Raw genomic sequence first — 19,877 nt, 5'->3', positions numbered from 1 at the left:
TCTCCTATGATACATCTTTAATCTCTATATAATCCCCATCACTAACTGGATAAGCAGCCAAGATATCCGTTGTTTCGATATGAATTTGTTTATTTCTAACTTTGAAACAAAACGAACTATTTAGGGGTAAATTCAACTGTTCTCTAACTTTGGTATCTTTTAATAATTCTTCTAATCTTAACCAAGTAAGGGATTTTGAAACTCGAATATCTATTTGTTTTGTTCTATACTCTAGAGTTAACTTTATTTTTCCGTAATCCATGCCATTTCCTTCCTAAATAGATACCCAAAAAAACCATAAACAACAAGAAAAAACTTGTCAATACACTTCCCATCCAATCCTTAAAAATTGAATAGTCACTTTGTTTAAAAGAGGGTTTCTCCTCTACAGTGTATTGATTAAACAATGATGTTTTAACGCCAGTAGTTTCTAAACGATAAATAGAATGATTTTCACTATCGGTAAATATAGTCTGCTCTGCCCCCTGTAAAAGTTCTTTTGTTGTTTGAGTTCTCTGGTCCACAACCTTTTGGGTACGATTTAAAAATAAATTTGGAGCATATTTGGATTCTATCCTATTTTTGACCGTGTCCTGTGTACTATTTGTAATGATATCTGTATCAAGTTTTAAGCTACCATCGTCTGCATAAACTAGCACAGGAAATACGATACAAAGAATTAATAGGTACTTTTTAATTTTCTTCATCATGGTATAAAAATAAGCGTCAAGTTTCCCTGACGCTCCTCAAAATTAACTACAAACCAAAGCTTTGTGCATCTTGTTGGTCACGTTCAGCTACTGTTTGAGCATAGTTGTTCAATTGTTGGTTGATGCTCACTAGAAGCTCCTCGAATTTTTGAACATGTGTATACAACTGGTTGTATTGCTCAAGGTAAGCATTAAATGCTTGCCCTTTCCATTGTGATGCCATTTCTCCATTTGTGCGATTAACGGTTTGTACCGCTTGTTCAATTTGATCTTTAGCGCTAAGATAAATAGCCGCCTGAGATTGTAACTGTTCTGGAGTCAAACTAATTGATGACATAAGGATTCTCCTTTTAAATTTTTTCCTACTTTAGTTTATCATATATTTTAGTGTTTGTCTATCAGTTACACACTCGTAATACAAATTTGTACAAAAAAAGTATCTGCAAAAACATTTAGATAGAAAGAAGCCTGTATTCAAAGGTTTCGTACGCCCTAAAATGTCAAATCAAGTGCACATTTTCCTCATAGAAAACTTCATATTCTCATTTCATAGTATGTTGAATTAAAGTATCAATTATGATTTTCTTATTTCTATAAGAAGAAACTAAAATAGTTCTGGTATATTTTATCTGAATCATGTGTAATTGCGACCTGTTTTTCAGTATATAATTATTTCTTTAAGATAAGAATATTCTATGGCCAAATTTTGTCTAATTAATTTAAAAATCATTAACAAGGGGGATATTATGGCTGAAAGAATAATACATCAAGCTGATCTTTGAGCTATCGAGAACAACTTGCGCTCTATCCATGAAGGATTGCGAACAATTGGTTTTCATACTTAAGTTTTGTCCCAGCTTTATCCTTTTGATATTCCTTTTGAAGCTCATGAAGTTCTAGTCTCTCATGATTGTAAATACAGTATTGAAATTTGTTTTTTGCAAACATAATAATCCTTTCTAGTTATCAACAATTAAATCTTGTTTAAAAAATCTGAAATGAGTAGTTATCTAAAACCAACATCTAATTTTCTTAAACAACACAAAAACGCTCTAGACAATTGAACTGACCCCAAAAGTTAGACAGAAAACATCTAACTTTTGGGGTGTTTTATTATGAAATTGAGTTATAAAGATAAAGTTCAAATCTATGAACTAAGAAAACAAGGACAAAGTTTCAAACAGCTTTCAAATAAATTTGGGATAAACAATTCTAATCTTAGGTACATGATTAAATTGATTGATCGTTACGGAATAGAGTTCGTCAAAAAAGGAAAAAATCGTTACTATTCTCCTCACTTAAAACAAGAAATGGCTGAGGAAGTTCTGCTAGAAGGTTGTTCACAAAGAAGTGTAGCTTTAGATTATACTTTGCCCGACCGTTCGCTGTTGACAAATTGACTAGCACAATATAGGAAAAACGAGTATACTCTGTTGAGAAAACAAGAGGGAGACCATCTATAATGGGGGGTAAACGGAAGAAAACTTGGGAAGAGTTGACAGAATTAGAACGACCTCAGGAGGAGAATGAACGATTACGGACTGAGGTGGCCTACCTAAAAAAGTTAAAAGAGTTAGAGGAAAGGGACGAAGCCCCAGAGCGAGAAAGGCAGAGACAGTTGGAGAAATGGTTTCAGGAGAATTTCGACTAGATTTTCTTCTTGAAACAGCCCATTTAGCTCGCTCGACTTACTATTATCAAGTTGAAGCAACTAGATGTGTTTGATAAAGATAAAGAGCTTAAAACCGAAATTCAGGCCATTTATAATGACCATAAAGAAAATTATGGCCATCGTAGAGTTACTCTTGAACTAAGAAATCGCGGTTTTGTAGTGAATCATAAGAAAGTTCAACGTCTGATGAAGGTCCTTGGTTTAAAGGCTCGAATTCGTCGTAAACGGAAGTATTCTTCTTATCAAGGAGAGATTGGCAAGAAAGCAGAGAATCTCATTCAACGTCAATTTGAAGTATCAAGGCCAATGGAAAAGTGCTATACGGATGTGACAGAGTTTGCCATTCCAAATAGCACACGGAAACTCTATTTATCGCCTGTTTTAGATGGCTTTAACAGCGAAATTATTGCTTTTAATCTTTCTCGTTCGCCTAATTTAGAACAAGTAAAAACGATGTTGGAGCAGGCATTCACAGAGAAATACTATGAGAATACGATTCTCCATAGTGATCAAGGATGGCAATATCAACACGATTTTTATCACAGGTTTTTAGAGAGTAAGGGAATTCAGCCATCCATGTCACGTAAAGGTAACAGCCCAGACAATGGTATGATGGAGTCCTTCTTTGGCATTTTAAAATCCGAAATGTTTTACGGTTATGAGAAGTCGTTTCAGTCGCTTAAGCAATTGGAACAAGCCATTGTAGACTATATTGATTACTACAACAATAAACGAATTAAGAAAAAACTAAAAGGACTTAGTCCTGTGCAGTACAGAACTAAATCCTTTGGATAAATTAATTGTCTAACTTTTTGGGGTCAGTACAAATATAGCTAGAGCGTTTTCTATATATCCGAACATCTAATTTATTTCACAAAAAATGTAGTCAAAAATGTAGCCATTCGGTTGATTTTTATTGCAATACATTGAACTTTGAAAATTCAAGAATCGCGTTAAATCAAGGTTTTTTCGTTTCTACTGAAACGTAATGACCCACTATTTAACCTCTGTAAACACAACGTGCTTGCGAAGTTTTGGTGAGTATTTCTTCAATTGAAGACGGTCTGGAGTGTTACGTTTGTTTTTAGAAGTAAGGTACAAGCGTTCACCAGATTCTTTGTGTTCAAGTGTGATATTTACGCGCATGATATCTCCCTTCTATTATTCAGCTGATGCAGCTTTAGCGATTTTACGTCCTTTGTAGTATCCTTTAAGTGATACGCGGTGAGAACGTGAGTAATCTCCAGTAGTTTCGTCAAAGTTTACAGATGGAGCTGTTACTTTGTAGTGTGTACGACGTTTGTTTTTCTTCGCTTTTGAAGTGCGACGTGCAGGTACTGCCATTTTGATTTCTCCTTTAGGTATTTAAATTCGATTCAATCTAGTGATTTTCATCAACCATACTAGGATAACACATTTTTTTTGTAAAGTAAAGTTACTTGACAAAAAAAGATGAAAAAATTAGAAGTCATTCAATCAAATTAATCGAAATTTTCTGAAAATTCAAGAATTTTCTTCTGTTCATTGCCTTTAAAATGTGCTATAATAGTAAAAACTGAAATGGGAGGGAACAAATGACTGAATTAGATAAACGTCACCGCAGTAGCATTTATGACAGCATGGTTAAATCACCAAACCGTGCCATGCTGCGTGCGACTGGTATGACAGATAAGGACTTTGAAACACCGATTGTGGGAGTGATTTCGACTTGGGCGGAAAATACACCATGTAACATCCACTTGCATGATTTCGGGAAATTGGCTAAAGAAGGTGTCAAATCCGCAGGCGCTTGGCCTGTTCAGTTTGGTACCATTACCGTAGCGGACGGGATTGCCATGGGAACGCCTGGTATGCGTTTCTCTCTAACATCTCGTGATATCATTGCGGACTCTATCGAGGCGGCGATGGGTGGTCACAACGTCGATGCCTTCGTCGCTATCGGTGGCTGTGATAAGAACATGCCTGGTTCTATGATTGCCATTGCTAATATGGATATTCCAGCCATTTTCGCCTATGGTGGAACTATTGCACCGGGAAATCTTGATGGCAAAGACATTGACTTGGTTTCTGTTTTTGAGGGAATCGGAAAATGGAACCACGGTGACATGACAGCTGAGGACGTGAAACGTCTCGAATGTAATGCCTGCCCTGGCCCTGGTGGCTGTGGTGGTATGTATACAGCTAATACCATGGCGACTGCTATTGAAGTTCTAGGTATGAGTTTGCCAGGATCTTCCTCTCACCCAGCTGAATCAGCCGACAAGAAAGAAGATATCGAAGCAGCAGGACGTGCTGTTGTCAAGATGTTGGAACTTGGTCTCAAACCATCAGATATCTTGACTCGTGAAGCCTTTGAAGATGCCATCACTGTAACGATGGCTCTCGGTGGTTCTACAAATGCCACTCTTCACTTGCTTGCCATTGCCCATGCGGCTAATGTTGACTTGTCACTTGAGGACTTCAATACAATCCAAGAGCGTGTGCCTCACTTGGCCGACTTGAAACCATCTGGTCAGTATGTCTTCCAAGACCTCTACGAAGTCGGTGGTGTCCCTGCGGTTATGAAATATCTCTTAGCGAATGGTTTCCTTCACGGAGACCGCATCACATGTACTGGTAAGACAGTCGCTGAGAACTTGGCCGACTTTGCAGACCTCACACCAGGTCAAAAAGTCATCATGCCACTTGAAAATCCAAAACGTGCAGATGGTCCGCTTATCATCTTGAACGGGAACCTCGCTCCTGATGGTGCGGTTGCCAAGGTATCAGGTGTTAAGGTGCGTCGTCACGTTGGACCAGCTAAGGTCTTTGACTCAGAAGAAGATGCTATTCAGGCCGTTCTGACAGATGAAATCGTTGATGGTGATGTAGTCGTTGTTCGTTTCGTTGGACCTAAGGGTGGTCCTGGTATGCCTGAGATGCTGTCACTTTCATCCATGATCGTTGGTAAAGGTCAGGGAGACAAGGTTGCTCTCTTGACGGATGGCCGTTTCTCTGGTGGTACTTATGGTCTGGTTGTCGGACATATCGCTCCTGAAGCTCAGGATGGTGGACCGATTGCTTACCTTCGTACAGGGGATATCGTTACAGTTGACCAAGATACCAAAGAAATTTCTATGGCCGTATCCGAAGAAGAACTTGAAAAACGCAAGGCAGAAACAACCTTGCCACCACTTTACAGCCGTGGTGTTCTCGGTAAATATGCCCATATCGTATCATCTGCTTCACGTGGAGCCGTGACAGACTTCTGGAATATGGACAAGTCAGGTAAAAAATAAACTCATACTCTTCGAAAATCAAATTCAAACCACGTCAACGTCGCCTTGCCGTACTCAAGTACAGCCTGCAGCTAGTTTCCTAGTTTGCTCTTTGATTTTCATTGAGTATCAAAAAGCAAGCCATCTTCGGCTTGCTTCTTTTTATCTTCAAAAGTGATTTGCCTCATTAACGAGGTGGCAGTCCAAGGGCAATGCGTCCGTAGCGACTAATTCGTGTAATCTTCCAAGCGGGAGACCAGGTAACTTCAACCTTGACATCTTCGATACCCTCGATTTGTTTTAGACCTGCAACGATTTCGATAGGCAAACTTTCGGCACAATCGCAGGCAGTATCGGTGAAGGTCATGACAATCTTACAGAGACCTGTTTCATCCAGATTGATTTCATAAATCAAGCCCAGATTGTAAACATCCAATTCCACATCTGTATCAAAAACCTTCTCTAGTTTTTCGATAATTTGGTCTTGCAAGGCCAAAGCGCGGTCATTGATTTTGATATCGTCTCTCATAACAGTCCCTCCACGTGATAAATATCCTCTATTTTCTCATAATTCTGACAATTTGGCAAGTTTTTGATGAATTTTCTGAAAAAATATGATAACATAAATAAAATACCGAATTAAGGGGAAGTCTATGGAGCAGATTGGAAAAGTCTTTAGACAATTACGAGAATCAAGAAATATCTCGCTGAGACAAGCAACTGGGGGACAATTTTCGCCGTCCATGTTGTCCCGATTTGAAACAGGTCAGAGTGAACTTTCGGTGGGAAAGTTTCTGTTTGCCCTAGAAAATATATCTGCGAGTGTAGAGGAAATCCTCTTTCTGGCGAGAGGTTTTCAGTATGATACAGATTCTGAGTTGAGAAAAGAGATCACAGATATCTTGGATCCAAAGAACATAGCACCTCTCGAGGACTTGTATCGTAAGGAGTATCAAAAGCATGCCCATTCTCAAAATAAACAGAAACATATTCTAAATGCCATTATGATTAAGTCTTATATGAAGAGCATGGATGAAACGGTAGAGTTAACAGCAGAGGAAGGGGAAGTCCTTCATGATTATTTGTTTTCTACCGAGATTTGGGGAATCTATGAACTCAATTTGTTCTCAGTTAGTTCCTCACTCTTATCTATTCCTCTTTTTACTAGATATGTACGAGAAATGCTCCGCAAATCTGATTTTCTAATGGAAATGTCTGGTAATCGCAACCTTTTTCACACCATGCTATTGAATGGTTTTTTAGCCAGCATTGAGTGTGAAGAATTTACCACTGCCTATTATTTTAAACGTGTCATCAAAGAGCATTTCTACAAGGAAAATGAGATCTATTTCCGAATTGTCTATTTGTGGGCTGAAGGTCTTCTTGATAGCAAGCAGGGTAGAGTCAAGGAAGGTCAGAAAAAGATGGAAGATGCTGTCCATATTTTTGAGATGCTTGGTTGTAACAAATCTGCTGAATACTACAGAAATACAACCGATTGTTGAATATCTGCAAACTAAGAAAATAATTTGAAAATTTAAGCGATAGAACTTTTGACTACTCTCAGGTCGTTACAAAAGTTCTATCGTTTCTTTGCTCATTTTGTGTGTTGCATATATTCAAAAGTTTTCCCTTTCAATTTCTAAGTGCTATACTATAGTCATACTTCATATAGGGATTATAACAAGAAGGGAGATTACCTATGAAACTATTGTTTAGAAATCAAGCTTATCGTGTCTTGACTTTATCACGATTCTTCAATGCTTTTGGTGCTTCGATTTTCAACCTGGTATTTATCGTTTATGCATCGACCTTGCCACAAGCCTCTTTTGCTGTTGCTATGGCGAATATTGTCATGATTCTTCCGACTCTCTTTACAGTTTTTGTAGGGATTCGGGCAGATTATACAAGGGACAAGGTCAAATGGATGGTCTATAGCGGTTTGTTTCAGGCAGTTTTATTTTTTCTAGCAGCTTTAGTTGTTCAGCAAGCTAGTCTCTTTGCCTTTTCTAGCCTGTGTTTGATCAATGTCATCAGTGATGTCATCAGTGATTTTGCTGGTGGTTTGCGCATGCCTCTCATCAAGGAAAAAGTAGCTGAAGATGATCTAATGGAGGCTTATTCTTTTTCTCAGTTTATCACCTATATTTCAGCTATTGGTGGTCAAGCTTTTGGAGTTTGGCTCTTAGGTCTATCGGTCAACAATTTTTCCCTTGTTGCGGGAATCAATGCCTGCTTTTTCCTAGTATCAGCCTTTATTCTCTTTTTAGGAAAAAGCAAATTGAGTCTGTCAATGTCATCTGCTGATGGTGAAAACCTAAAAAATGAGAAGCTTTCTATCAAAGACCAGTTCCTAACAATTTACCGAAATTTACGTCTCGTTTTTCTTAAAGGTGGACAGAAAAACTTTGGTTTCATGATCTTTGCTGTCTTGCTTATTAATGCCTTGGGTGGGGCTTTAGGAAGCATCTATAACATCTTCTTTTTGAGCCATTCTCTCTTGAATTTTTCTTACACAGAGGCACTATTTATCAATCAATTCTGTGTTTTAGTAGCAATCATCATCAGTAGCCTTACGGGCAATGATTATTTTGGGAAGCAGTCTTTGCCTAGATTGATGATGTGGGCGACCGTAGGACTCAGTCTAATTGGTCTAGCTAATGTATTCAATCAAGTCGTACTTGGTTTACTATTTCTCTTTTCAACTCTCTATGTGTCTGGTAAAGTTCAACCAAAGATTAGTGCCATGCTCATGAAAAATCTAGCTCCAGATGTTTTAGCTCGTACCAGTAATTTTTTAGGTTTATTGTTTACCTTATCCATACCTGTGGGAACAGCTTGTTTTTCACTTATAGCTGTATGGAATATACAGTTGACTTGGATGCTATTTGTTGGTCTTTCCTTGCTAGCTATTCTTTTGACAGTTATTAATCTCAAAAATGATATTTGAATCCTAATTTTATTCATACTGTTTTAATCCCTCTATTTATGGTAAAATAAGACTATTAAGTTTAAAGAGGATTCCCTATGAAATTACAAAAACCAAAAGGAACGCAGGATATTTTACCTGCTGAGTCTGCCAAGTGGCAGTACGTTGAGGGCTTTGCCCGTGAGATTTTCAAGCGCTATAACTACGCAGAAGTGCGCACGCCTATTTTTGAGCATTACGAGGTCATCAGTCGCTCTGTCGGAGATACAACGGATATCGTAACCAAGGAAATGTATGATTTCTATGATAAGGGTGATCGTCATATCACCCTCCGTCCAGAAGGAACTGCGCCCGTTGTTCGTTCCTATGTGGAAAATAAACTCTTTGCCCCAGAAGTGCAAAAGCCAAGTAAGTTCTATTACATGGGCCCTATGTTCCGCTATGAGCGTCCACAGGCAGGTCGTTTACGCCAGTTCCACCAGATTGGTGTCGAGTGCTTTGGTTCTAGCAATCCAGCTACCGATGTGGAAACCATCGCTATGGCGGCTCATTTCTTGAAAGCGATTGGCATTCAAGGTGTTAAATTGCACCTCAACACTCTTGGAAATCCTGAGAGCCGTGCGGCTTACCGCCAAGCCTTGATTGACTATTTGACACCGCTCAAGGAGACCTTGTCTAAGGATAGCCAACGTCGTTTGGAGGAAAATCCTCTCCGTGTCTTGGACTCTAAGGAAAAAGAAGACAAGGTGGCAGTAGAGAATGCGCCGTCTATCTTGGACTTCCTTGATGCAGAAAGCCAAGCTCATTTTGATGCCGTCCGTCAGATGTTGGAAAATCTGGGTGTAGACTATATCATCGATACCAATATGGTGCGCGGTCTGGACTATTACAACCACACGATTTTCGAGTTTATCACTGAGATTGAGGGTAATGATTTGACAGTCTGTGCGGGTGGTCGTTACGATGGTTTGGTTGCTTACTTTGGTGGTCCTGAGACTGCAGGCTTTGGCTTTGGACTTGGTGTAGAGCGCCTGCTTCTCATCCTTGAAAAGCAAGGTGTGACCCTCCCTATCGAAAATACCCTAGATGTTTATATCGCAGTCTTGGGTGAAGGAGCAAATGTCAAGGCCTTGGAATTGGTACAAGCCCTTCGCCAACAAGGATTCAAAGCAGAACGTGACTACCTCAACCGAAAACTCAAAGCTCAGTTCAAGTCCGCCGATGTCTTTGCGGCTAAGACTCTCATCACGCTAGGGGAGAGCGAAGTCGAAAGCGGACAAGTGACAGTTAAGAACAACCAAACTCGAGAAGAAGTGCAAGTGTCACTTGATGCTATCAATCAAAATTTCTCAGAAATCTTTGAAAAATTAGGCTTTTAATAGTAGAAAAACTGGTCAGGATCTTACTCCTGACCGTTTTCTTTTGCAAAATAACAAAAATCTTAAACTTTTTGACAAATATGATTGTCAAAAATAAAAAGATATGTTACAATGAAATCAAGATAAGAACAAAGGAGAAAAAAGACATGCTAAAAAATCGTCTAAAAGAGCTTCGGGCTCGCGATGGTCTCAATCAGACCGAACTTGCCAAGCTAGCAGGGGTCTCCAGGCAAACCATCAGCTTGCTTGAGCGGGATGAGTACACGCCATCCATCGTCATTGCCCTGAAGATTGCTCAGATATTCAATGAGCCAGTCGAGTCAGTCTTTCGCTTAGAGGAGGATGAGTGATGAACAAGTATAAAGTGATTTATTATCTATCTATAGTTGTGTTTATCGTGAATCTTTTGGCTATGATTGGAAGCCTATTTGGTTGGTTTTATTTTGTTGAAAGTAAGTATTTGTTTTGGATTAATTTAGTCCTCTTGTCCATTTTCAATTGGTTAAAGAAGAAGGAGAAAAATGATGAACAAATATAAAGTAATCTATTATGTAGTTGCCATAGCTCTATTAGTCAGCGTATTTCTACTGATTGGGATGGACCTAGGCTGGTTTAATCTGTATCAAAGTGACCAATTTATTTGGGGCTACTTTGCTCTCATCCCAGCAGTTGAATGGATTGAAAAGAAATCAAAAAATCTAACAAGTGAAAAAGGAGAATGAATGATGAAAAAGTTTTTAGCAGATTTTCAAGTAGATACTGAACATAAAGAACTTGCGGGTGTTTGTGCAGGTTTAGGAAATTATTTTAACATTCAAGCCAATATCGTTCGTTTGGTGACAGTCTTGCTGTTTCTCTCTTCGACAGAGATTGGGATTATAACAGTAACTCTCTATGCCTATCTAGCAGGTTGGCTTGGCAATGAACCCTTGGGAGATGGAGCAAAAAAAGCTAGAAACCAAGCTATTCTCTTGTTTGCTGTTTGTTTGATTTTAGTATCACTTGGAACAGAGGGCTTGACAGCTATTTATGAATCAGGTAAAGTGTTTGGTCAGTGGTTAGTTGGATTGGTTTAGTTTAGAAAGAGTATGAATATGAAAAAGAAACGTGGATTGTTATTTTTAATGGCTGTTATCTTGGGAGGCTTCTTGGGCATGTTTGCAGGGATGTTTAAAGCGCGTGCTGAATCCCACGGAATTATGTTAGATGTAAAAGTCTTGATACCATGGATATCAGTTATTTGTTTACTGCTAGGTTTCATTAGTCTTCTTTTGACATTCAATTTCTTAAAGAAAAGCAGAACATTTCACTCCTTGTACAAAGAGGAAACGGATGATGATTTGAATGAAACCTATTATGTGCAAATGTATCGCAATCTTGAGTTTGGAACCATTGCTTTTAATATTACAGGCGTAGCAATTTTATTGTCTCTCTTCATTTCAGGAAGTGAGGTAATTGTATTAAATGTAAGTCATCTAACTTTATCTCTTTCTTTTTTGACATTAGTGTTGGTTTTCAGTGCTCAAAAATATCTCTATAAGACCATTGCGATCGTTCGTCAGTTTGATTTGGAATTCTTCTCTACACCAAAAGATGTCTTGGACTATATAAACTCCTACGATGAAGGGGAGCGCAAGGCTAATTTAGAACAGAGTTTTCGAGTTTTATTCCAATTAAACCAGTATGTCTTGCCAGCTCTCTATTTTCTAATCGTTCTCTTTTCCTTACTGACAGGAGAGATTCAGTTACTAGCCTTCTTGCTTGTAGGAGCGATCCATATTTATATCAATGTGATGCAATTACCTATGGTAAAACGTTATTTCAAATAAAGGAGTTCCTATGATTCGTGTTGAAAATGTAAGCAAAAGTTTTGGAAGCAAGAAAGCTCTGCATCAGATTTCTTTTGAGATTCAAGAAGGTGAAATTTTTGGCTTCCTAGGACCTTCAGGTTCAGGTAAAACAACTATGATCAATGTTTTGACGGGTCAGTTAGCTGCAGATCAGGGTGAGACCGTTCTCCTAGGGAAGTCCTCTCGAAATTTGACTTCAAATGATTTGGAACAAATCGGGATTGTTAGTGATACCAGTGGTTTTTATGAAAAGATGAACCTCTATAAAAATCTGCTCATTTATGCAAAATTATATGGTCTTAAAGCTTCTAGAGTAGATACAGTACTTGATCAAGTTGGGTTATCAGATGCCAAAAACATTATCGCAGAAAAACTATCCACAGGTATGAAACAACGGATGTTCTTGGCTCGTGCTCTTCTAAATGCTCCCAAAATCCTCTTTCTGGATGAGCCAACAAGTGGTCTTGATCCTACCACCTCAAAATCGATTCATGCTCTCTTACAAGAATTGAAGCAGGCTGGGACAACGATTTTCTTAACAACCCACGATATGAATGAAGCAACCTTGCTTTGTGATCGCCTCTCTTTTTTAAATAAGGGAAACTTGATTGAGTATGGCAGTCCACAAGAGATTATCCAGAAATACCATGAGGATAAAAAGGTTCGTTTACGCTATCAAGATGGACGCGAACAAGTGGTTCCTTTTGAAGAATTGCCTCATCTGGATACAACAGATCTGATTGCTGTTCATTCTTGTGAACCGACTTTAGAGGAAATCTTTATTAGATTGACAGGAGAAAAGTTAGATGTTTAGAAAATTAAATGCCCTTCTTTGGTTAAGGTTACAAGTTCTTATTAGTAATTCAACCTTGTTAGCGACATTATTGATGCCCTTTGGTATTGCTATCCTATATAATGAGTTCTTAAACAAGAGTGGAGAATTGACTATGTTTCTCCTCTCTACGAGTTTGACGATGGTCTTGAGTATGGGAAGTGGTTATATGGTATCGATTATGATGGCTGAGGACAAGGAAAAACGTAATCTTAAATCCCTCATACTAAGTGGTGTGACAGCAACGGAGTATACTCTGAGCATGATGGCTCTTCCTCTTCTAGTGGTGCTTTTTTCGATGGTTGTTCTCCCTCTATATCTTAAAGTTGATTTGACAAACTACTTTCTTACCTATGGTCTCTATCTGCTTCTGGCAACTATCAGCATTATCTTTCTTAACATTCTTATCGGTGCAGTATCAGATACTCAGTCTAAGGCGCAAGTGTATAGTATTTTTCCTATGCTGATCTTCTCTTTCTTGCCCACTCTTGCTGTTCAAAATGCAACTGCGCAAAAATTGTTGGACTATTCTTTCATTGGGCCATTGGTAAGTCTGTTAAAAGCAGGTGGTGGAGAGTTATCTTTGAGAAGTCTTGCTCTCTTGCTAGCATGGATCCTTTTGCTAGGATTAGCTAGTCTCTTCGTATTGAAAAATAGTTATAAAGGAAAATAGGAGGCTCATATGAAATTACTTAAAAATCTTGGTTGGTTTCTTCTAGCCATTCTATCCTTTTTCTTTGGCTATGGTCTGGTTCAGAGTATGGCGCTGTCAGCTCTTGGACTAGGGGCTTCAATCTTTGGAGTTTTGCCACTCTATATCGTCCTGTCAGGGGCCTATGTTTATGGAGTTTACAGATGGTATCAGACAGAAAAGGTTAGCATCCAGACGACGGTTTTTAATCGTTATATCTGGTTGCCTACTCTGGTTTTGCTAGTGGCGATTACAGCCCAGTTCTTTTTGCCAGAAGATCCGTCAGTCAATCAACAAATCGTATCACAATTGACAGTTGCTCAGCCTGTCTTTGGTTTCTTTATGGTAGTGGTCTTTGCTCCTCTGACGGAAGAACTCATCTTTAGAGGGTTGCTGGCGCGCTATCTCTTTCCTAAGCAGAACAACAGCAAACAGACAGCTCTGTTTCTCCTCGTATCGAGTGTGCTTTTTGCCTTGATTCATTTTCCAGGGACTTTGCAACAGTTTTTAGTTTATGCTAGTCTGGGATTAAGTTTGGGTCTGGCTTATGTAAGCCGAAAAGGTCTTCTTTATAGTATTTCTCTCCACGCTTTGAATAATTTAATCGGCTTTTTGATGATACTCATGCTATAATAGAGTCAGGAGGTCACATGAAACGAGTAATTTTATTAGCAGTGATACAGGCGGTCGTTCTCTTCTTTATCATCGGGGCACTTGCCTATGCCTTTAAAGGCGATTTCTTTTACAACTATCTAGCAATTGTCTTTGCGCCTATTGCAGGTGTCTTGCGTTTTGCTTCGGCTTATGCGACGGAGATTGTTCTACCTAAAAAGGCAGCCGAGATTGCTGAAAAGCGTAAAAAAGGTTAAGAATCATAATCAGAGAATCCGATGACGTTTTCATCGGATTTTTTGTCTGTTCGTTTTGATTTCTAAAGACAATCAAACTTTTCTGCTGATTTTCATGAAGAGCCTGCGCTTTTATGGTAAAATAGTAACAGAATAAAAGAGGAGAGAAAACATGAAACGTAGTATGTATGCTGGTCGTGTTCGTGAGGAGCACATCGGACAAGAAATGACCTTGAAAGGCTGGGTTGCTCGTCGTCGTGACTTGGGTGGTTTGATCTTTATCGACCTTCGTGACCGCGAAGGGATCATGCAGTTGGTTATCAACCCTGAAAAAGTATCTGCAGAGGTCATGGCAACAGCTGAAAGTCTTCGTAGCGAATTTGTCATTGAGGTCACTGGACAAGTTGCTGCACGTGAGCAAGCCAATGATAAGTTGCCAACGGGTGCAGTTGAGTTGAATGTGACAGCTCTGGCAGTGCTGAATACAGCTAAAACAACACCTTTTGAGATTAAAGATGGGATTGAGGCCAATGACGATACACGTTTGCGTTACCGTTACCTTGACCTTCGTCGTCCAGAAATGCTAGAAAACCTTAAGCTTCGTGCTAAGGTGACCCACTCAATCCGTAACTACTTGGATGAGTTGGAGTTTATCGATGTGGAGACGCCATTCCTTTCTAAATCAACGCCAGAAGGGGCGCGTGACTATTTGGTTCCCTCTCGTGTCAATAAAGGGCATTTCTATGCTCTTCCTCAAAGTCCGCAGATTACAAAACAGTTGTTGATGAATGCTGGTTTTGACCGTTACTACCAAATCGTCAAATGTTTCCGTGACGAGGACTTGCGTGGTGACCGTCAGCCTGAGTTTACTCAGGTCGACTTGGAAACGTCTTTCCTAACTGAGCAAGAAATCCAAGATATCACAGAAGGCTTGATTGCGCGTGTGATGAAAGAAACAAAAGGTATCGAAGTAACGCTTCCATTTCCTCGTATGAAATACGATGATGCGATGGCTCTTTACGGTTCTGACAAACCTGATACCCGTTTTGACATGTTGCTTCAGAACTTGACAGAAGTGGTCAAGGGTGTTGATTTTAAAGTCTTCTCAGAAGCACTTGCCGTTAAAGCCATTGTGGTCAAAGGAGCTGCAGATAACTACTCACGTAAAGACATTGACAAGATGACTGAAGTAGCCAAACAGTACGGTGCCAAGGGTCTTGCTTGGGTCAAGGTGGTTGATGGAGAATTAAATGGACCAGTTGCTAAGTTCTTGACTGGTATCCAAGCAGAATTGACTACAGCACTTGGTCTTGAAGATAAGGATTTGGTTCTCTTTGTGGCGGATACGCTTGAAGTGGCCAATGCAACCCTTGGTGCCCTTCGTGGACGTATTGCCAAAGAGCTTGACTTGATTGATAACGATAAATTCAACTTCCTTTGGGTGGTTGATTGGCCAATGTTTGAATGGTCTGAAGAAGAAGGTCGCTACATGAGCGCCCACCATCCGTTCACCCTTCCACAGGAAGAAACAGCCCACGAATTAGAAGGTGATTTGGCTAAGGTTCGTGCCATTGCTTACGATATCGTCTTGAACGGTTATGAGCTTGGTGGTGGTAGTCTTCGTATCAATCAAAAAGATCTGCAAGAACGCATGTTCAAGGCTCTTGGTTTCTCAGCTGAAGAAGCAAATGACCAGTTTGGTTTCCTTCTTGAAGCCATGGACTATGGTTTCCCACCACACGGTGGTTTGGCTATTGGACTTGACCGTTTTGTCATGCTCTTAGCAGGAGAAGAAAATATCCGTGAAGTCATTGCCTTTCCTAAGAACAATAAGGCAACCGACCCAATGACTCAAGCTCCATCAACAGTCGCTCTCAAACAACTAGAGGAACTCAGCTTACAAGTAGAAGAAGATGAAACAAGCAAAACGAATTAAGCGGTGGCGCTATTATCTGCGTCGCTTTGCTTATCAGATAAAAATCTTACGAGTTTTACAAAGTATCTCTCGGGAAAAATACGATGAGAAAGTATCGGCTTCTCTGGTTTATGGCTTTCTGTCAGCAGTAGCAGTCAATTTCTTTTTTCAACCAGGACACGTTTACTCCAGTGGCGCGACAGGTCTGGCACAGATTATCTCTGCCTTGAGTAATCACTGGTTTGGTTTTTACATTCCGATATCGCTAACCTTTTATGCTATCAATTTTCCATTGATGATTTTGGCTTGGTATCAGATTGGGCATAAGTTTACAATCTTTACCTTTATCACAGTATCCATGAGTTCCCTCTTTATCCAGCTTGTGCCAGTTGTGACCTTGACAGAGGATCCCATTATCAATGCCCTTTTTGGGGGTGTTGTCATGGGCTTGGGGATTGGTTTTGCGCTCCGTAACAATATTTCTAGCGGAGGTACAGATATCGTCAGTCTGACCATTCGAAAGAAAACAGGGAGAAATGTCGGTAGTATTTCTTTCTTAGTGAATGGGACGATTATGCTGATAGCAGGATTGACCTTTGGTTGGAAATACGCCCTCTACTCCATGATTACTATTTTTGTCTCCAGTCGTGTGACAGACGCGGTCTTTACCAAGCAAAAACGCATGCAGGCCATGATTGTGACCAATAATCCTGACAAGGTAATCGCAAAAATCCATAAAAAATTGCACCGCGGAGCAACTATGATCCACGATGCAGAAGGAACCTATAATCATGAGAGAAAAGCAGTCTTGATTACGGTTATCACACGAGCAGAGTTTAATGATTTTAAACACATCATGAAACAAGTTGATCCGACAGCCTTTGTCTCTGTATCCGAAAATGTCCACATCCTAGGACGATTCGTAGAAACAGACAATTAATAATACTCAAAAGACCAGCCTTGGGGCTGGTCTTTATTTTTCGATAATTTTGTGTCCAATCAACTGGCGGTAACAAATCTGTTTATTGTTTTTAGCATCGTTGATGATCTGGAGAATGGTTTCAAAGGAAACGCGCCCAAGTTCCAGACTATTGATATCGACATAAGCTACGAGGTCAAGTCGAGGATTGACAGAGTCGAAACTCAAGACAGGAACATCCAGTTTGTGCTTAGCGATATAGTCACAGACTCCTTCGGCTAGGAGACTGTCGGTTGTGATGATAGCATCAATCTGCGGATCGTGATTGAATAGGAGTTCACTGAACTGATACCCTTTTTCTTCTAGAAATTCGGTCGCAAAGTAGGTTAAGTTGGTATCAATCGGAAGTTGGTGTTGTTTGAGTGCGGACTCATAGCCGGTTAGACGATCTTGCGTTACGAAGAGTCGCTTTGTACCCCCGATAAAGGCAATTCGTTTGCATCCTTTTTTGATGAAATACTCTGTTGCATCAAAGCCCGCTTGTACATTGTCATTATCAACAAGAGGGATAAAGGGTGAAGTAGATTTTCCGAGAATGAGGAAAGGGAACTGCTCATCGGCTACTAGTTTGACCAGAGGATCCTCTTCCTCAGCGTAGAGGAAAATCAAACCGTCAACACGCTTGCCATAAACCATCTGAGAAATCGCATTGAGACGTTCTTTCTCATCTTTCCCCGTTGCAATCTGAATAGCGTAGTGGTTTTCAGACGCGACTTGGGCGATACCACGAAGGACAGATGGGAAGAAAGGATTTTGGTAAAAGGCATCCGAGTCATCAGGGAGCACCAAGCCGATAACTTGAGTATAGCTACTTACCAAGCTACGAGCATTGAGGTTGGGATGGTAGTTGAGCTCCTTCATCGCCTTGCGAACTCGTTTTTTGGTTTCATCACTAATCGTTGATTTATTTTGAATGACGCGGGTAACAGTTGAAGGTGAGACACCTGCTACTTTAGCCACATCTTTAATCGTCACGGGCATAAAAATCTCCTATTTATGATAATCTGGATCACGGAAATGTGTCTTGTAAAAAATAGTGACCAGATAAAGAACAAAAAGAATGTTTTGTACAGTGATAAGCGTTGTCATATTTTGGCCAAAAAGTCCCAAAATAAGCGTAATCAGAGTGGGTAATCCTAAACAGTTCAAGATAAAATGGTAGCACTCTTTAAAGGTCCTAAATGAAAAGAGGCGTGATTTTTTGGTGATATAAAGGAGAAGACTAGCTCCAAGAGAGACAATGAAGAAATTCAATCCAAAGAGAAAGCTTGCACCAAGAACGAGAAAGAGACTGATATAGACCCGATTTTGTTGGTACCAATCTTTAGAAATGGCCTGGGTTAGATCTTCCTTACTCTGGAAACTCTCCGTTTGAATCGCGTGGTAGCGAATGCGAGTCAGTTCCTTACTTTCCTTACTGATGACGAGTTCTTCCGTATCAAAATGAAGTTGCAAGTCCTTTGGCAATTCCTTACTTGGACTTGGACCAATCAGAAGAGAAGCTTGCTGATTTTTAGTTCCAGCATAGCTCAGTTTTCCATCTACTATCTGCGCATTCTCTGACAAGTCCATGATGGCTTCATCTGTCAGGGGGCTGTAGACATTATCGATAAACGTATCCAGTGGATACGTTTCCTGTGAGCTGTTTTGGATGGCAATCGGAACCATAGACAAACTGATGAGGAAAATGCTCGTAAAGAGAAGCTGAAACCAGTTGAGACCGAAACGTTTTGACAGGGGATTACGAAATCCCCAAATACTTGAAAAATATGAAAATGGATATGGAAGCATTTGTATCTTTCTAAAAGGTGTTTTCTATATGAGTATTATTATATAGAGAAATGTAGTTTATTTCAAGTCTAGTAGATAAATTGCTTACTGAAAAGCTGATTTTGCTACTATTTGCGGTCTTGTGTCTAATCTTTCAACTTTAGAAACAAGATCAAAATGAAAAAGGGTGGCGGGGATAAATTATCCCTTGTCGCCACCACTTGTAAGTCCTGAAACAAAGTTCTTTTGTAGGAAGAAGAAGAGAATACAGATTGGAAGCGCGATGAGGATAGCACCTGCTGAGAAGTAGGCAATCTTCAAGTTTTTCACATTGCTGACAAAGGTCTGTAGACCAACGGCAACTGTAAAGTATTCTTTCTCACGAAGCAAGAAACTAGAGAGGATATAGTCTCCGAAAGGTCCCATGAAGGCCCAGAGCGCTTGTACTGCAACCATTGGACGAACGAGAGGGAGAACAATTTGCCAGAAGCGACGGAAGTGTCCTGCACCATCTAGTTTTGCAGATTCGTCTAGAGACATTGGTACTGTGTCGAAGTAACCTTTCATCAACCAAGCGTTCATTGGGATACCACCACCGACATATAGGAAGATGAGGAACCAGCTATGGTTAAGGGCGTTCAACATAAGGGCCATAACGAAGAAGGCTGTCAAAGCGGCCATAGTTGGCACCATTTGGATGATCAAGAAGAAGACCAAACTTTGTTTACGAGCCAAGAAGTTGTAACGGCTGTAGGCATAACCAGCAAGTACGATGATACTTGTTTGAACAGCCATTGTAATCAAGGCGATAATCAAAGTGTTGAGATACCAAGTGCCGTACAAGGTTTCAGTGAAGAGCCCTTGGAAGTTGGCAAAGCTAAAGTCGACGTTAGCATCTAGTTTAAAAGCTACGACGTTACCAGTCTTGAAGGCTGACATAATAGTAATCAAAAGTGGATAGATAATCACGATTGAAAGACCAATCAAGTAGAGGTAAGTGAGGGTTTGAGTCAGTCTACGTTTGAGTTTGATTGAGTTATTCATC

At 39.9% G+C, this 19,877-nt stretch carries 24 protein-coding genes and 1 pseudogene; 16 read left to right on the top strand and 9 right to left on the bottom strand.

The window, feature by feature from the left end; genetic code table 11:
• Positions 1 to 4: 4 nt before the first annotated feature.
• From BWR56_RS09260 to BWR56_RS09250, 3 genes are read right to left on the bottom strand one after another with little or no spacing between them, the layout of a single operon-like run.
• Entirely contained in the window at positions 5 to 262 is a 258-nt protein-coding gene (locus BWR56_RS09260; RefSeq protein WP_049505356.1) for a hypothetical protein, read from the bottom strand.
• On the bottom strand, positions 225 to 707 hold the full coding sequence (locus BWR56_RS09255; protein WP_231110157.1) for a type VII secretion protein EssA: 483 nt from the start codon (positions 705 to 707) through the stop codon (positions 225 to 227). The genes BWR56_RS09260 and BWR56_RS09255 overlap by 38 nt, the downstream gene beginning before the upstream one ends.
• Before the next feature lie 49 nt (positions 708 to 756).
• Positions 757 to 1,047, bottom strand: coding sequence for a WXG100 family type VII secretion target (locus BWR56_RS09250; RefSeq protein ID WP_049505358.1), 291 nt, complete (start codon positions 1,045 to 1,047; stop codon positions 757 to 759).
• Positions 1,048 to 1,825: 778 nt separating this feature from the next.
• On the opposite strand from BWR56_RS09250, the pseudogene BWR56_RS09865 reads away from it, so the two are divergent.
• Positions 1,826 to 3,177, top strand: a pseudogene (locus tag BWR56_RS09865) (IS3 family transposase).
• A 201-nt stretch (positions 3,178 to 3,378) separates the two neighbouring features.
• On the opposite strand, the gene rpmG reads toward BWR56_RS09865, so the two are convergent.
• Positions 3,379 to 3,528, bottom strand: coding sequence for a 50S ribosomal protein L33 (gene rpmG, locus BWR56_RS09235; RefSeq protein ID WP_001265622.1), 150 nt, complete (start codon positions 3,526 to 3,528; stop codon positions 3,379 to 3,381).
• A 15-nt stretch (positions 3,529 to 3,543) separates the two neighbouring features.
• Positions 3,544 to 3,726: a 50S ribosomal protein L32 gene (gene rpmF, locus BWR56_RS09230; RefSeq protein ID WP_000290417.1), complete on the bottom strand. Its 183-nt coding sequence runs from the start codon at positions 3,724 to 3,726 to the stop codon at positions 3,544 to 3,546.
• A gap of 230 nt (positions 3,727 to 3,956) precedes the next feature.
• Between rpmF and ilvD the strand changes: the two genes are divergently transcribed.
• Positions 3,957 to 5,660: a dihydroxy-acid dehydratase gene (ilvD, locus tag BWR56_RS09225; protein WP_000137343.1), complete on the top strand. Its 1,704-nt coding sequence runs from the start codon at positions 3,957 to 3,959 to the stop codon at positions 5,658 to 5,660.
• Positions 5,661 to 5,826: 166 nt separating this feature from the next.
• Here ilvD and BWR56_RS09220 read toward each other — a convergent pair whose 3' ends face one another.
• On the bottom strand, positions 5,827 to 6,168 hold the full coding sequence (locus BWR56_RS09220) for a metal-sulfur cluster assembly factor (RefSeq protein WP_001204052.1): 342 nt from the start codon (positions 6,166 to 6,168) through the stop codon (positions 5,827 to 5,829).
• Positions 6,169 to 6,292: 124 nt separating this feature from the next.
• Here BWR56_RS09220 and BWR56_RS09215 point away from each other — a divergent pair, with 124 nt between their 5' ends.
• From BWR56_RS09215 to BWR56_RS09145, 14 genes are all read left to right on the top strand, one after another.
• Positions 6,293 to 7,144, top strand: a complete 852-nt coding sequence (locus tag BWR56_RS09215) for a helix-turn-helix domain-containing protein (RefSeq protein ID WP_049505359.1) — start codon at positions 6,293 to 6,295, stop codon at positions 7,142 to 7,144.
• Positions 7,145 to 7,341: 197 nt separating this feature from the next.
• Positions 7,342 to 8,589, top strand: coding sequence for an MFS transporter (locus BWR56_RS09210; protein ID WP_049505360.1), 1,248 nt, complete (start codon positions 7,342 to 7,344; stop codon positions 8,587 to 8,589).
• A gap of 77 nt (positions 8,590 to 8,666) precedes the next feature.
• On the top strand, positions 8,667 to 9,947 hold the full coding sequence (gene hisS, locus BWR56_RS09205) for a histidine--tRNA ligase (RefSeq protein WP_049505361.1): 1,281 nt from the start codon (positions 8,667 to 8,669) through the stop codon (positions 9,945 to 9,947).
• 146 nt (positions 9,948 to 10,093) lie between these two features.
• A complete protein-coding gene (locus BWR56_RS09195; RefSeq protein WP_000916945.1) occupies positions 10,094 to 10,297 on the top strand; it encodes a helix-turn-helix transcriptional regulator in 204 nt (67 codons plus the stop codon).
• A complete protein-coding gene (locus BWR56_RS09190; protein ID WP_049505362.1) occupies positions 10,297 to 10,485 on the top strand; it encodes a hypothetical protein in 189 nt (62 codons plus the stop codon). Before BWR56_RS09195 ends, BWR56_RS09190 begins: the two co-directional genes overlap by 1 nt.
• Positions 10,472 to 10,669, top strand: coding sequence for a hypothetical protein (locus tag BWR56_RS09185; RefSeq protein WP_049505363.1), 198 nt, complete (start codon positions 10,472 to 10,474; stop codon positions 10,667 to 10,669). Before BWR56_RS09190 ends, BWR56_RS09185 begins: the two co-directional genes overlap by 14 nt.
• A gap of 3 nt (positions 10,670 to 10,672) precedes the next feature.
• On the top strand, positions 10,673 to 11,023 hold the full coding sequence (locus BWR56_RS09180; RefSeq protein ID WP_049505389.1) for a PspC domain-containing protein: 351 nt from the start codon (positions 10,673 to 10,675) through the stop codon (positions 11,021 to 11,023).
• Positions 11,024 to 11,041: 18 nt separating this feature from the next.
• On the top strand, positions 11,042 to 11,776 hold the full coding sequence (locus tag BWR56_RS09175) for a DUF3169 family protein (RefSeq protein ID WP_049505364.1): 735 nt from the start codon (positions 11,042 to 11,044) through the stop codon (positions 11,774 to 11,776).
• Between the two features lie 10 nt (positions 11,777 to 11,786).
• Positions 11,787 to 12,611, top strand: coding sequence for an ABC transporter ATP-binding protein (locus tag BWR56_RS09170; RefSeq protein WP_049505365.1), 825 nt, complete (start codon positions 11,787 to 11,789; stop codon positions 12,609 to 12,611).
• Positions 12,604 to 13,302: an ABC transporter permease gene (locus BWR56_RS09165; protein ID WP_049505366.1), complete on the top strand. Its 699-nt coding sequence runs from the start codon at positions 12,604 to 12,606 to the stop codon at positions 13,300 to 13,302. Before BWR56_RS09170 ends, BWR56_RS09165 begins: the two co-directional genes overlap by 8 nt.
• A 9-nt stretch (positions 13,303 to 13,311) precedes the next feature.
• Entirely contained in the window at positions 13,312 to 13,953 is a 642-nt protein-coding gene (locus BWR56_RS09160; protein WP_049505367.1) for a CPBP family intramembrane glutamic endopeptidase, read from the top strand.
• A 17-nt stretch (positions 13,954 to 13,970) separates the two neighbouring features.
• Positions 13,971 to 14,189: a hypothetical protein gene (locus BWR56_RS09155; RefSeq protein WP_000832174.1), complete on the top strand. Its 219-nt coding sequence runs from the start codon at positions 13,971 to 13,973 to the stop codon at positions 14,187 to 14,189.
• Between the two features lie 151 nt (positions 14,190 to 14,340).
• Positions 14,341 to 16,104 (top strand): aspartate--tRNA ligase, encoded by a 1,764-nt coding sequence (gene aspS / locus BWR56_RS09150; protein WP_071852020.1) that lies wholly within the window; start codon positions 14,341 to 14,343, stop codon positions 16,102 to 16,104.
• Positions 16,082 to 17,023 (top strand): YitT family protein, encoded by a 942-nt coding sequence (locus tag BWR56_RS09145; protein ID WP_000806300.1) that lies wholly within the window; start codon positions 16,082 to 16,084, stop codon positions 17,021 to 17,023. The genes aspS and BWR56_RS09145 overlap by 23 nt, the downstream gene beginning before the upstream one ends.
• Before the next feature lie 33 nt (positions 17,024 to 17,056).
• On the opposite strand, the gene BWR56_RS09140 is transcribed toward BWR56_RS09145, so the two are convergent.
• From BWR56_RS09140 to BWR56_RS09130, 3 genes are all read right to left on the bottom strand, one after another.
• Positions 17,057 to 18,043, bottom strand: coding sequence for a LacI family DNA-binding transcriptional regulator (locus BWR56_RS09140; protein ID WP_076984846.1), 987 nt, complete (start codon positions 18,041 to 18,043; stop codon positions 17,057 to 17,059).
• Positions 18,044 to 18,052: 9 nt separating this feature from the next.
• Positions 18,053 to 18,853, bottom strand: a complete 801-nt coding sequence (locus tag BWR56_RS09135) for a DUF1189 domain-containing protein (RefSeq protein WP_076984845.1) — start codon at positions 18,851 to 18,853, stop codon at positions 18,053 to 18,055.
• Positions 18,854 to 19,033: 180 nt separating this feature from the next.
• Entirely contained in the window at positions 19,034 to 19,876 is an 843-nt protein-coding gene (locus BWR56_RS09130; RefSeq protein ID WP_001065654.1) for a sugar ABC transporter permease, read from the bottom strand.
• Between the last annotated feature and the right edge of the window lies 1 nt (position 19,877).

The organism is Streptococcus oralis, from assembly GCF_001983955.1.
GTDB classification, from domain to species: Bacteria; Bacillota; Bacilli; order Lactobacillales; family Streptococcaceae; genus Streptococcus; species Streptococcus jiangnanensis.
The sequence above is the reverse complement of the archived record's forward strand: the minus strand, read 5'-3'. Positions and strand labels throughout refer to the sequence as shown.

Coding starts and splice junctions, on each gene's coding strand:
- BWR56_RS09260 (WP_049505356.1), bottom strand. CDS start 262: ATGGATTACGGAAAAATAAAGTTAACTCTAGAGTATAGAACAAAACAA.
- BWR56_RS09255 (WP_231110157.1), bottom strand. CDS start 707: ATGAAGAAAATTAAAAAGTACCTATTAATTCTTTGTATCGTATTTCCT.
- BWR56_RS09250 (WP_049505358.1), bottom strand. CDS start 1,047: ATGTCATCAATTAGTTTGACTCCAGAACAGTTACAATCTCAGGCGGCT.
- rpmG (WP_001265622.1), bottom strand. CDS start 3,528: ATGCGCGTAAATATCACACTTGAACACAAAGAATCTGGTGAACGCTTG.
- rpmF (WP_000290417.1), bottom strand. CDS start 3,726: ATGGCAGTACCTGCACGTCGCACTTCAAAAGCGAAGAAAAACAAACGT.
- ilvD (WP_000137343.1), top strand. CDS start 3,957: ATGACTGAATTAGATAAACGTCACCGCAGTAGCATTTATGACAGCATG.
- BWR56_RS09220 (WP_001204052.1), bottom strand. CDS start 6,168: ATGAGAGACGATATCAAAATCAATGACCGCGCTTTGGCCTTGCAAGAC.
- BWR56_RS09215 (WP_049505359.1), top strand. CDS start 6,293: ATGGAGCAGATTGGAAAAGTCTTTAGACAATTACGAGAATCAAGAAAT.
- BWR56_RS09210 (WP_049505360.1), top strand. CDS start 7,342: ATGAAACTATTGTTTAGAAATCAAGCTTATCGTGTCTTGACTTTATCA.
- hisS (WP_049505361.1), top strand. CDS start 8,667: ATGAAATTACAAAAACCAAAAGGAACGCAGGATATTTTACCTGCTGAG.
- BWR56_RS09195 (WP_000916945.1), top strand. CDS start 10,094: ATGCTAAAAAATCGTCTAAAAGAGCTTCGGGCTCGCGATGGTCTCAAT.
- BWR56_RS09190 (WP_049505362.1), top strand. CDS start 10,297: ATGAACAAGTATAAAGTGATTTATTATCTATCTATAGTTGTGTTTATC.
- BWR56_RS09185 (WP_049505363.1), top strand. CDS start 10,472: ATGAACAAATATAAAGTAATCTATTATGTAGTTGCCATAGCTCTATTA.
- BWR56_RS09180 (WP_049505389.1), top strand. CDS start 10,673: ATGAAAAAGTTTTTAGCAGATTTTCAAGTAGATACTGAACATAAAGAA.
- BWR56_RS09175 (WP_049505364.1), top strand. CDS start 11,042: ATGAAAAAGAAACGTGGATTGTTATTTTTAATGGCTGTTATCTTGGGA.
- BWR56_RS09170 (WP_049505365.1), top strand. CDS start 11,787: ATGATTCGTGTTGAAAATGTAAGCAAAAGTTTTGGAAGCAAGAAAGCT.
- BWR56_RS09165 (WP_049505366.1), top strand. CDS start 12,604: ATGTTTAGAAAATTAAATGCCCTTCTTTGGTTAAGGTTACAAGTTCTT.
- BWR56_RS09160 (WP_049505367.1), top strand. CDS start 13,312: ATGAAATTACTTAAAAATCTTGGTTGGTTTCTTCTAGCCATTCTATCC.
- BWR56_RS09155 (WP_000832174.1), top strand. CDS start 13,971: ATGAAACGAGTAATTTTATTAGCAGTGATACAGGCGGTCGTTCTCTTC.
- aspS (WP_071852020.1), top strand. CDS start 14,341: ATGAAACGTAGTATGTATGCTGGTCGTGTTCGTGAGGAGCACATCGGA.
- BWR56_RS09145 (WP_000806300.1), top strand. CDS start 16,082: ATGAAACAAGCAAAACGAATTAAGCGGTGGCGCTATTATCTGCGTCGC.
- BWR56_RS09140 (WP_076984846.1), bottom strand. CDS start 18,043: ATGCCCGTGACGATTAAAGATGTGGCTAAAGTAGCAGGTGTCTCACCT.
- BWR56_RS09135 (WP_076984845.1), bottom strand. CDS start 18,853: ATGCTTCCATATCCATTTTCATATTTTTCAAGTATTTGGGGATTTCGT.
- BWR56_RS09130 (WP_001065654.1), bottom strand. CDS start 19,876: ATGAATAACTCAATCAAACTCAAACGTAGACTGACTCAAACCCTCACT.